Here is an 11,706-nt window from a genome sequence, read left to right on the forward strand (position 1 = left end):
TACATGCCCATAAAAATCTTAATGGTCTGCTTGGGTAATATATGCAGATCACCATTAGCCGAAGGCATATTAGCCTCAAAATTACCTAAAGATTCTTTTTTAGTTGATTCGGCAGGAACGGGTTCTTGGTACGTTGGCAAGACCCCAGATGAACGCTCTATTACTGTAGCTAAAAAAAACGGGGTAAATATCTCAAATCAAAAAGGAAGACAATTCAAAACTTCTGATTTTGATACTTTCGATTATATCTACGTCATGGATAATTCCAATTATGACGACGTAATTGCATTGACAAAAAACCAAGAACAAAAAGACAAAGTACAACTTATACTAGACGAGTTATTCCCTTCTGAAAACGTAGATGTTCCAGATCCTTATTATGGAAAACCAAACGGATTTGACTCCGTTTACGAAATGCTAGACCAAGTTTCTGACGTAATTGCAGAAAAACTAATAGCCAAACATCAAAATTCAAACTCGGCTGTATAAATTAAAAATTAAAACACATGAAATCCACTTCTTTATTAGGTAAACTTTATTTGATTCCAACAACATTAGGCGAAAGTGACCCTATGGATGTCTTACCACAAACAATAAAGAGAAGTATTGATTTCATAGATCATTATATTGTTGAAAACGAAAAAACAGCACGAAAGTCAATAAAAGCAGTTTCTCCTGAGAAAAAACAATCCGAACTAATATTATTTTCTCTAAACAAACGCACAGAAGCAAGCGAACATTTAGATTTCATTAAACCATTACTAGAAGGTAAAAACGTAGGATTAATGAGCGAAGCTGGTTGCCCTGGTGTTGCTGATCCTGGCGCTGTAATTGTAAAATTAGCACATGAAAAAGGAATTCAGGTTGTGCCTTTAGTTGGCCCTTCTTCTATTCTACTTGCCATGATGGCATCTGGAATGAACGGACAAAGCTTTACTTTCAATGGCTACTTACCTATCGATAAAGACGAAAAAAAATCAGCATTAAAGTATTTTGAAAAATTATCTCAGGATAAAAATCAATCACAACTTTTTATTGAAACTCCATACAGAAACAACAAATTAGTTGAAGATATTTTGCAGATTCTAAACCCTGCAACACATCTTTGTATTGCTACTGATATTACATTACCAACCGAATTCATTAAAACAATGCGCGTTTCAGACTGGAAAAAAATCAAAGTAGACTTACACAATCGTCCTACAATTTTTATCATTCATAAAATGTAATTAAAGCTAAAAAAATCTTCTCTAAAAACAAATTCTAGTTCTCATAAAAAAGCTATCTTTATAAAAGTAATTATAGTTTTTTATGAGCAAACTCCCCCAAATTAGCACAAGTATCTTTACCGTTATGTCCAAGATGGCAAACGAATATGGCGCTATTAACTTATCACAAGGTTTTCCGAACTTTCCAGTTGACGAACGACTAACAAGTATTGTAGCACGACTCGCAACCGAAAATGTACATCAATACACACCAATGTCTGGCTATCCACCGCTATTAACCAAAATAGCCAAACTTATCCTTCAATCTTACAAACGTGTCGTTCAACCAGAAACCGAAATCCTAGTAACTGCTGGAGCAACTCAAGGTATATTTACCACCATACAGGCATTAATTAAAGCAAACGACGAAGTAATAATTCTCGATCCGAGTTATGATTGTTACGAAGCTCCTGTCTTATTATGCAACGCACATTCTGTCCGAGTTCCTTTAAATGATGATTATACCCCAAATTGGGAAATTATAGAAAAGGCTTGCTCTGCAAAAACCCGAATGATAATCATCAATAATCCGCATAATCCAACAGGGAAAATTTTAGCGGAAGCGGACTTCATAAGATTAGAAAAAATCCTCGAAAAATATCCTGAGCTATTAGTATTATCAGACGAAGTATACGAATACATTACTTTTGAAGAAAAACACATCTCGGCACATACCCGTCAAGAGCTTCTTAATCGCTGTATCATGATTTCTTCTTTTGGAAAATCATTTCATATTACAGGATGGAAAATTGGATATGTCGTAGCACCAGAACACTTAATGATAGAGATTAAAAAAGTACATCAATTTTTGGTTTTTAGTGTAAACAGTATTTGTCAAGTTGCCATAAGCGAATATTTAGATATTGTTGATGTAACCAAACTCGGCAACTTCTATCAAGAAAAAAGAGATTACTTTAAAAAACTCCTAGAAAAAAGCCGATTCGAGTTAAAACCATGCCAAGGAACCTATTTTCAGGTTGCATCATACAAATCAATTTCCAATGAAGACGATGTTACATTTTGCAAAAAACTAATTACCGAATACGGAGTAGCCGCAATACCTATTTCAACTTTCTACGCTAATGCCAAAGATTTAAAACTCATCCGCTTTTGTTTTGCCAAAGACAACGCTACACTAGAAGCCGCTGCTAAACGATTATGCAGTATTTGACACAAAGTAAAATTAACATATATATTATGCGTGCATACTATTAAATTCATATATTTACCTTTTAAACTTAAAAAAACATGAGTTATACTGATAAAATGCTAAGAGACGATGCCTTACAAGGCAAAGTAATAGTGGTAACCGGTGGAGGAAGTGGCCTAGGAAAAGCAATGACCAAATACTTTTTAGAATTAGGTGCAAAAGTTGCTATCACGTCGAGAGATTTAGAAAAACTAAAAAATACAGCGACAGAACTTGAAGCTCAAACTGGCGGAACTTGCTTACCATTACAATGTGATGTACGTCATTACGAAGAGGTAGAAAACATGCTACAAGAAGTTTTAAAAGCTTTTGGTAAAGTAGATGTTTTACTTAACAACGCTGCTGGAAATTTCATTTCACCAACCGAAAGATTATCGGCTAATGCTTTTGACACTGTTATTGATATTGTATTAAAAGGTTCTAAAAACTGTACCCTTGCATTTGGAAAGCACTGGATTGACACCAAACAAACAGCTGCGACAGTCTTAAATATTGTAACTACTTATGCTTGGACAGGATCAGCTTATGTAGTACCTAGCGCAACTGCAAAAGCAGGTGTTCTAGCTATGACAAGAAGTCTTGCCGTGGAGTGGGCAAAATACGGAATCCGTACTAATGCAATTGCTCCAGGACCATTCCCTACAAAAGGAGCTTGGGACAGATTACTTCCGGGAGATCTTGCAGAAAAATTCGACATGTCAAAGAAAGTGCCATTAAAGCGTGTGGGAGACCACCAAGAATTAGCCAATTTAGCGGCCTATTTAGTTTCCGATTTCTCTGCCTATGTAAATGGTGAAGTAATAGTTATCGATGGTGGCGAATGGTTAAAAGGGGCTGGACAATTTAATTTATTAGAAGCAATTCCAGAAGAGCTTTGGGATCAGCTAGAAATGATGATAAAAGCAAAGAAAAACAAATAATAAGTGCTTACTAAAGTCAGGTATTTAAACAAATCACTGATTGCACAAAAGGCTTCTATTACCCTGTAATTGAAGCCTTTTCTTTTTAAAAAACGGATCAAAAAAGAAGATAAAAGCTATATGTAATTTTAAAGATTTTATCTAATGACAAATCCGTATTAATTCTTATTTTTGCAGCTTCAAATTATAACAACATTTTTATGCTCATTATTGGAATTGCAGGCGGAACAGGAAGCGGGAAAACAACCGTAGTACATCAAATCATGAATGAATTACCTCATGCTGAAGTGGGCGTAATCTCTCAAGATTCGTATTACAAAGAAAATAAAAATCTATCTTTTGATGAAAGAGCCCTAATTAATTTTGATCATCCACGTGCGATAGATTTCGATTTATTAGTAAGCCATTTAAAAGACCTTAAAGAAGGAAAAACTATCGATCAGCCTGTTTATTCTTTTATAACTCATAACAGAACCGAAGATACAATTAGCACACACCCTAGAAAAGTAATGATTGTAGAAGGAATTTTAATCCTTACCAATCCAGAACTTAGAGATCTTTTTGACATTAAAGTGTATGTACACGCCGATTCTGACGAAAGACTTATCAGACGTTTAAAGCGTGATATTGCAGAACGTGGCCGTGATCTAGACGAAGTTTTAACACGTTACCAAAATACGTTAAAACCTATGCATGAGCAATTTATAGAACCTACTAAAGCTTTTGCAGACATCATAATTCCAAACGACAAATACAACACTGTAGCAATAGATGTAGTTCGTGCAGTAATTACGCAACGTATTCTATAATTTTATTGTAAATTTATTGCATTAATAATTAGGAGCTAATCCCGTTTTCGCCTTTATCTTTGTTCGTTCCTCACAAAGGATATCGGCTCTACCGGGGCTAAAAAATAAAAAATGACAAATCCTTATAAAAACAAATCCTGGTTTAAATTCCTGAGCAACAAATATGTTTGGGTCTTGTTGTTTTTTATAATCTGGATGGTTTTTCTAGACAATTACTCCTATTTTGACCATCGCTTTCTCGACGGTCAAATAAATGAGTTACAAGACAATAAAACCTATTATCAGGAAGAAATAAAAAAAGATCAGGAACAAATAAAAGAACTTAAAAACCCCGAGCAGATTGAGAAATATGCTCGAGAAAAGTACTTTATGAAAAAAGATAGTGAAGACATTTACATCATCGAATTTGAAGGTGACACTATCAAAAAAAAATAAAATCAGAATTATAAAAAGATAAAAATGGCTACTCCCCTTTTCGATAATTTTAGTCCTGTATCATCCAAACAATGGAAACAACAAATCCAATTTGAATTGGACGGTGCCGATTATAACGAAACCCTGATATGGAATTCGCCAGAAGACATTCAGGTAAAACCATTTTATCATAATGATGAAGATATACAGCCTGTTGAAGTAACAACCAAAGCAACTGATTTTAAAATATGTCAGAACATTTTTGTTCATGACCTTTTAAAATCAGTTGAAAGGGCTTTAGATTCTCTAAAAAGAGGAGCCGAAAGCTTGCGCTTTACAATCGAAGACAACACCATCGATGTTGAGAAATTATTCCAAAATTTAACGTTAGAAAACAAAAACGTTTACTTCAATTTGAATTTTATCTCAATCGATTTCGTTAAAAGATTAGATATAATCTCGAAACAAAAAAAAGCTACTTTTCATTACACCATTGACCCAATTGGACAATTAGCAAAAGATGGAAATTGGTTTTCTTTTACAACCAAAGAAAAAAACAATTTTGAAACACTTGAAATTCTTTCAAGAGAAATTTCAAATGCATCATTAATAGGTATAAACTCAGGTTTATATCAAAATGCTGGTGCCAATATGGTGCAACAAATTGCTTATACTGTTGCCCATGCCAACGAATATTTTAATAGAATCCCTTCAGTAAACGGACCTATTGTACTAGAAGTATCCGTAGGTACAAATTACTTTTTTGAAATAGCAAAACTTCGCGCTCTACGATTGCTTTTTAATTTAGTTGCAACCGAATACAATCCGAATATAGAATGTCATTTGCTGGTTTCTCCAACAAAACGAAATAAAACCTTGTACGATTACAATGTAAATATGCTTCGTACTACAACCGAATGCATGACGGCAATAATTGGTGGTGCAGATGCTATTGCGAATTTACCATACGATACTTTGTATCACAAAGACAACGAATTTGGAGATCGAATTGCTCGCAATCAATTATTGATCCTTAAAAACGAAAGTTATTTTGATAAAGTCAATAATCCTGCCGATGGAAGTTACTATATTGAAAGTCTTACCAAGCAACTTGCTGAAAAAGCACTAACTCTATTTAAAGAAATCGAAGCCAATGGCGGTTTCTTAAAACTTCTAAATGAAGGAACCGTCAAAAGAAGGATTCAGGAAAGCGCCGATAAGGAACAAGAATTATTTGACACAAAGAAAGAAATATTGCTAGGAACAAATAAGTACCCGAACAAAGACGACAAAATGAAACATGATTTAGAACTTTTTCCTTTTGTAAAAATAAAACCTAGAAAAACATTAATTACACCAATAATAGAAAAACGGTTGTCTGAGAAATTAGAACAAGAACGTTTAGCTCTTGAATAATTCAATTTTAAAGTAACAACCCATACAAAAAGTGTTTCAATGATACGAAAAGACCTCAACCATATCAAGCTAGATGTCAAAAGTGAAAAGTTAGATGTTGTTTCTAAAGACCAACAACCAGCTAAAAACTTTGAAACTGCCGAGGGCATAGATTTAAAAGCAACTTATACCGAACAAGATCTTGAGAATATAGAACATATTGGTTTTGGAGCTGGATTTGCGCCAAATTTAAGAGGTCCTTATGCGACTATGTATGTTAGACGTCCTTGGACAATTAGGCAATATGCAGGTTTCTCGACTGCCGAAGAAAGCAATGCTTTTTACAGACGTAATCTAGCTGCTGGTCAAAAAGGATTATCGATTGCTTTTGACCTACCTACACATCGTGGCTACGACTCAGATCACGAACGAGTTGTTGGTGATGTTGGAAAAGCTGGAGTTGCGATTGATACTGTCGAAGACATGAAAGTCTTATTCGATCAGATTCCACTTGAAGAAATGTCTGTTTCCATGACAATGAACGGAGCGGTTTTACCTATTATGGCTTTTTATATTGTAGCTGCCGAGGAGCAAGGTGTTCTACCTGCTAAACTTTCTGGAACCATACAAAATGACATCTTGAAGGAATTTATGGTGCGTAATACTTATATTTACCCACCAACGCCTTCAATGAAAATCATTGCTGACATCTTTGAATTTACAAGCAAGAAAATGCCCAAATTCAATTCGATTTCTATTTCGGGCTATCATATGCAAGAAGCAGGCGCAACAGCCGATATCGAATTGGCATACACACTTGCCGACGGATTAGAATACATTCGAACTGGTTTAGCAACTGGAATGCTTATAGATGAGTTTGCACCACGATTGTCATTTTTCTGGGCAATAGGAATGAATCACTTTATGGAAATTGCCAAAATGCGTGCTGGAAGAATGATTTGGGCTAAGTTAGTTCAGCAATTTAATCCCAAAAGCGAAAAATCTCTAGCATTAAGAACGCATTGCCAAACCAGCGGATGGAGCTTAACTGAACAAGATCCATTTAATAATGTGGCACGTACTTGTATTGAAGCTACAGCAGCTGCTTTTGGTGGAACGCAATCTTTACACACAAATGCACTTGACGAGGCCATTGCCTTACCAACTGATTTCTCTGCTAGAATTGCACGTAATACACAAATATTCTTGCAGGAAGAAACCAAAATAACAAAAACAGTCGATCCTTGGGCAGGAAGTTATTATGTGGAAAGCCTAACAAATGAGATTGTTGCCAATGCATGGAAACTAATTGAAGAAGTAGAAGAGCTAGGCGGAATGACTAAAGCCATCGAAGCTGGAATTCCAAAATTACGAATAGAAGAAGCTGCTGCACGAAAACAAGCCCGAATAGACAGCGGACAAGATATAATTGTTGGTGTTAACAAATACCGACTTGAAAAAGAAGACCCTTTACAGATTCTTGATGTCGATAACCAAATGGTTCGAAAGCAACAAGTTGCCCAACTCGAACATATAAAAGCAACAAGAGATCCTGAAAAAGTAAAAGCAATACTCGAAAAATTAATTCTTTGTGCAAAAACTGGAGACGGAAATTTACTGGAAATAGCTATTGATGCAGCTAGAAGTCGTGCTACACTGGGCGAAATTAGTGATGCATTAGAAACTGTTTTTGGAAGATACAAAGCACAAATTAAATCCTTTAGTGGCGTGTACAGTGCAGCAATAAAAGATGATAAAAGCTTTGAAAAAGCAAAACAATTGGCAAATACCTTTGCAAAAAAAGAAGGTCGTCGCCCAAGAATTATGATTGCCAAAATGGGGCAAGACGGACATGACAGAGGTGCAAAAGTAGTTGCAACTGGTTATGCAGATGTGGGTTTTGATGTAGATATAGGCCCGCTTTTTCAGACTCCTGCAGAAGCTGCTAAGCAAGCTGTAGAAAATGACGTTCACATTCTGGGCGTTTCTTCACTTGCTGCAGGACACAAAACTCTTGTACCTCAAGTCATCGAAGAACTAAAAAAACATGGCCGTGAAGATATTATGGTAATTGTAGGTGGTGTAATTCCCGCACAAGATTATCAATATTTATTTGACGCTGGAGCAGTTGCCGTTTTTGGACCTGGAACAAAAATCAGCGAAGCCGCAATAACAATCCTCGAAATCTTAATTGATTAAAAAACAAAACCTGCAAATCCTTGCAGGTTTTGTTTTTTACATTAGTTTCTAATCCAATTAGCCTGTTTTTTTTTAACTTTTTTCACTTCTGAAACAGAAAAAAAAGTCCTATAAACCAATTACAAGTAAAAGGACAATCTAAAGAAAATAAAAATAGGCGCTCTATTTCAAGTGTAAACCCCAACCATAAAACACTATATATCAATTAATACCGATACCAACAAAGCACCTCATCCACGTGTTTTCCAAAAAACATACACTCCCTAAATAACCAATTAACGGCAGAAACCATCCATTTATTTTCTCTATTTTAGCAATTACCCTAATCTCTAATTTATCAAAAATGGAAGTATTTATTGAAAAAATTTATAATCTTATTTGGAATGATGCCTTAATATTTCTTTGTCTGACAACAGGAATCTATTTTAGTATACGCTTTAAATTTCCTCAGGTCTTATATCTCAAGCGAATGATTAAACTCCTATTTAACAATAGTTCCTCTGACAAAGGTATTTCTTCATTTCAAGCATTTTCTCTTGCAATTTCTGGCCGAGTAGGTACTGGTAATATCGCAGGTGTTGCCACAGCAATAGCAATGGGAGGTCCTGGGGCAATTTTTTGGATGTGGACCATTGCATTTTTAGGAAGTGCTTCTGCAATTATTGAAGCTACTCTTGGGCAAATGTATAAAGAAGAAAAAAACGGACAATACAGAGGTGGTCCTGCTTTTTACATATTAAAAGGGCTAAACAATAAAGTATTTGCTTGGACTTTTGCTATTGTAACCATAATAAGTACAGGTTTACTATTACCTAGTGTTCAAAGTAACAGTATTTCAGTTGCAGTAAAATCAGCATTTGACATTCCTATGTACCAAACAGGAATAGTACTAGTTTTACTACTGGGTGTCATCATAATCGGTGGAGTTAAACGAATTAGTAAAGTAGCCGAATATGTAGTTCCCTTTATGGCAGGATCCTATATTATCATGTCTTTAATTGTAATCGCACTAAACGTAACTAAAATACCAGAAGTGTTTTCATTAATCTTCAATTCTGCTTTTAGCCTAGACGCAACATTTGGAGGAATTGTAGGTTTAGCAATTTCTTGGGGTGTAAAAAGAGGAATATACAGTAACGAAGCAGGACAAGGAACTGCTCCACATGCTGCTGCTGCAGCAGAAGTTTCTCATCCTGTAAAACAAGGTCTTGTTCAAGGATTTTCGGTATATGTAGACACTTTATTTGTCTGCACAGCTACTGCCCTAATGATTATTTTTACAGGACAATACAATGTAGTCAATCCTAAAGGAGGATTTCTTGTAGAAAATATCCCCAATGTAGAAATGGGCCCTGAGTATACACAATTTGCCGTATCGCAACACTTCCCACTCATAGGTAGCGGTTTTGTAGCTATAGCACTTACTTTCTTTGCCTTTACAACTATTATGGCATATTATTATATTGCAGAAAGCAACGTTAGCTTTGTGATGCGAAAAAATAAAAGTCAATTATTGATATGGTCTTTAAGAATTTTAATTTTATACTCTACCTATATCGGATGCATTACTACAGCAGAAACTGCTTGGGTACTTGGTGATATCGGTGTAGGGTTAATGGCTTGGCTTAATATTGTTGCTATTCTATTATTACACAAAAAAGTGGTCGTACTATTCAAAGATTACAACGAGCAAATTAAAGCTGGAGTTGACCCTGTCTTTGATAACAGTAAATATAATTTTCCAAATATGGATATTTGGAACAAAAAAAATGAAAAATAAAATAATAACAGCATTTAATTCATTTACTTGTTACAAACATACTTATAGATAATATACTCACCAACATCGCGTTTTATCAAGTAGATATACAAATGTGTAATAAAAATTAAATTCAGTTTTTATAAAATAAAGTTTCAGTAAAAATACATTAAAGATTAATAACAGGCAAAACGGTTGTAAATAAAGGCTTTACAGCCGTTTTGTGATTTTTTGGTAATGAGGTAAAAAGCAGTAAAAAGCGAGGTTTGGCAAAAGTAAGGTTACTAAAACGTTACTTTTAAATATTAGAAACAATCGTTTTAAAATACTGTATTTCAGCTTTCTGCATAGTTTTTCATATTGTTCCTTAGCTCACATAGGTTTAATTTTATCATTAAGAATTGTGAGTATGGAAACGACAAAAAAATCAACGTTTAAGGTATTGTTCTACCTTAAAAAGAACGCCCCAAAGAAAAACGGAAAAGTTACGGTTATGTGCAGAATTACCGTAAACGGCAAACAGTCTGCATTCAGTACAAAGCTGGATATTTCCGCAACAAATTGGGATTTGAAGTACGGCAGGGTTTTAGGTAAAAGCCGAGAAGCCCAAGACACAAACAGCAAACTTGACAAAATTCGTTCGGGTATTGAGGAATGCTATTCCAAAATCCTGAAGAACGAGGGGGCTGTAAACAGTGCTAAACTTAAAAATGCCGTTCTTGGGATGGAAAGTGGAGAAGTGACCTTTTTCAAATTCTATGAACAGTTCCTGTCCGACTATGAGAAAAAGGTTAATAGCGGACTTCGTGTGAATGGCACACGCAGTAAATACAAAATACTTTTGAAACATCTTCGAAATTTTGCACTTACAAAATACGGCTATTCAGATGTGCCCTTTAACGACCTTACACCTGATTTTGTGCAGGACTTTGATTACTACCTGCGTGACGACCAAAGTTTAACACACAACACCATTTGGCTGTATATGATTGGATTTACTACACTTTGCCGATTGGCAATGAGCAGAAAGCATCTTGCTTTTAATCCGTTCAGCGAGTATAAGAATACTAAAAAGGATAAAGACCGTGGTTATCTATTGCGTAATGAATTGGAACAGCTCGTAACGTTCAACTGCGATAAAAAGAAAGACGAATTAGTTAAAGACTTGTTTATTTTCAGTTGCTTTACAGGTCTTTCCTATTCAGATATGAAAGGACTGAAAAACAGCAATCTTCAAGATTTTTTTGACGGTAAGAGGTGGATTATTGTACGAAGAAAGAAAACGGCAACATCATCCAATGTAATGCTGTTGGATATTCCTAAAATGATTATTGAAAAATATGCAGGATTGTCAAAGGACGGAAAGGTATTTCCTGTACCATCAAATACGATTTGTAATGACAGCTTAAAGAGAATATCTCAACTGATTGACTGCCTTGTAGAAAAGAAAGTAACCTTTCATTTAGCACGTCATACGTTTGCTACGCTATTTTTAAGCGAGGGTGTTCCATTAGAAAGTTTGAGCAAAATGCTAGGGCATAAAAACATTGCTACTACTCAGATTTATGCAAAAATTCTCAACGAGAAAGTCGGAAAGGATATGCAAAAGGTCTCTAATAAATTTAAAGGATTGGAACAGTCTTTTGTATCTCAACTTTAAGAGTATAGTATTTAAAGAAAGTCAATGTTAATAATATTGACTTTCTTAGTAATTTAGCTGTTACTAAAAAGA

Annotated in this window: 10 protein-coding genes; all 10 read left to right on the forward strand. The window is 35.0% G+C overall.

The features are described 5' to 3' along the window. Positions 1 to 3 precede the first annotated feature (3 nt). The 10 genes from QWY99_RS14525 to QWY99_RS14570 all read left to right on the forward strand — a co-directional run bounded on the left by QWY99_RS14525 (position 4) and on the right by QWY99_RS14570 (position 11,634). On the forward strand, positions 4 to 489 hold the full coding sequence (locus QWY99_RS14525) for a low molecular weight protein-tyrosine-phosphatase (RefSeq protein ID WP_290266309.1): 486 nt from the start codon (positions 4 to 6) through the stop codon (positions 487 to 489). Between the two features lie 17 nt (positions 490 to 506). Further along, a complete protein-coding gene (locus QWY99_RS14530; RefSeq protein WP_290266310.1) occupies positions 507 to 1,229 on the forward strand; it encodes an SAM-dependent methyltransferase in 723 nt (240 codons plus the stop codon). Between the two features lie 82 nt (positions 1,230 to 1,311). After that, positions 1,312 to 2,439, forward strand: a complete 1,128-nt coding sequence (locus tag QWY99_RS14535) for a methionine aminotransferase (protein WP_290266311.1) — start codon at positions 1,312 to 1,314, stop codon at positions 2,437 to 2,439. A 77-nt stretch (positions 2,440 to 2,516) separates the two neighbouring features. Further along, on the forward strand, positions 2,517 to 3,398 hold the full coding sequence (locus QWY99_RS14540) for an SDR family oxidoreductase (protein WP_164998639.1): 882 nt from the start codon (positions 2,517 to 2,519) through the stop codon (positions 3,396 to 3,398). Between the two features lie 200 nt (positions 3,399 to 3,598). Further along, positions 3,599 to 4,207: a uridine kinase gene (gene udk, locus QWY99_RS14545; RefSeq protein ID WP_230604644.1), complete on the forward strand. Its 609-nt coding sequence runs from the start codon at positions 3,599 to 3,601 to the stop codon at positions 4,205 to 4,207. Between the two features lie 111 nt (positions 4,208 to 4,318). After that, positions 4,319 to 4,642, forward strand: a complete 324-nt coding sequence (locus QWY99_RS14550; RefSeq protein ID WP_290266314.1) for an FtsB family cell division protein — start codon at positions 4,319 to 4,321, stop codon at positions 4,640 to 4,642. 24 nt (positions 4,643 to 4,666) lie between these two features. Next, a complete protein-coding gene (locus tag QWY99_RS14555; protein ID WP_290266315.1) occupies positions 4,667 to 6,037 on the forward strand; it encodes a methylmalonyl-CoA mutase subunit beta in 1,371 nt (456 codons plus the stop codon). Positions 6,038 to 6,076: 39 nt separating this feature from the next. Then, positions 6,077 to 8,215 (forward strand): methylmalonyl-CoA mutase, encoded by a 2,139-nt coding sequence (scpA, locus tag QWY99_RS14560; RefSeq protein ID WP_290266316.1) that lies wholly within the window; start codon positions 6,077 to 6,079, stop codon positions 8,213 to 8,215. 343 nt (positions 8,216 to 8,558) lie between these two features. Then, positions 8,559 to 9,995: an alanine/glycine:cation symporter family protein gene (locus QWY99_RS14565; protein ID WP_290266317.1), complete on the forward strand. Its 1,437-nt coding sequence runs from the start codon at positions 8,559 to 8,561 to the stop codon at positions 9,993 to 9,995. 388 nt (positions 9,996 to 10,383) lie between these two features. Then, on the forward strand, positions 10,384 to 11,634 hold the full coding sequence (locus QWY99_RS14570) for a site-specific integrase (RefSeq protein ID WP_290266318.1): 1,251 nt from the start codon (positions 10,384 to 10,386) through the stop codon (positions 11,632 to 11,634). Positions 11,635 to 11,706: the final 72 nt, after the last annotated feature.

It is taken from the genome of Flavobacterium branchiarum, assembly GCF_030409845.1.
Taxonomy (GTDB): Bacteria; Bacteroidota; Bacteroidia; order Flavobacteriales; family Flavobacteriaceae; genus Flavobacterium; species Flavobacterium branchiarum.

Excerpts from the sequence above, each read along its gene's own strand:
- QWY99_RS14555 (WP_290266315.1), top strand. The coding sequence starts at position 4,667 with ATGGCTACTCCCCTTTTCGATAATTTTAGTCCTGTATCATCCAAACAA.
- QWY99_RS14570 (WP_290266318.1), top strand. The coding sequence starts at position 10,384 with ATGGAAACGACAAAAAAATCAACGTTTAAGGTATTGTTCTACCTTAAA.
- QWY99_RS14565 (WP_290266317.1), top strand. The coding sequence starts at position 8,559 with ATGGAAGTATTTATTGAAAAAATTTATAATCTTATTTGGAATGATGCC.
- QWY99_RS14525 (WP_290266309.1), top strand. The coding sequence starts at position 4 with ATGCCCATAAAAATCTTAATGGTCTGCTTGGGTAATATATGCAGATCA.
- scpA (WP_290266316.1), top strand. The coding sequence starts at position 6,077 with ATGATACGAAAAGACCTCAACCATATCAAGCTAGATGTCAAAAGTGAA.
- QWY99_RS14535 (WP_290266311.1), top strand. The coding sequence starts at position 1,312 with ATGAGCAAACTCCCCCAAATTAGCACAAGTATCTTTACCGTTATGTCC.
- QWY99_RS14530 (WP_290266310.1), top strand. The coding sequence starts at position 507 with ATGAAATCCACTTCTTTATTAGGTAAACTTTATTTGATTCCAACAACA.
- udk (WP_230604644.1), top strand. The coding sequence starts at position 3,599 with ATGCTCATTATTGGAATTGCAGGCGGAACAGGAAGCGGGAAAACAACC.
- QWY99_RS14550 (WP_290266314.1), top strand. The coding sequence starts at position 4,319 with ATGACAAATCCTTATAAAAACAAATCCTGGTTTAAATTCCTGAGCAAC.
- QWY99_RS14540 (WP_164998639.1), top strand. The coding sequence starts at position 2,517 with ATGAGTTATACTGATAAAATGCTAAGAGACGATGCCTTACAAGGCAAA.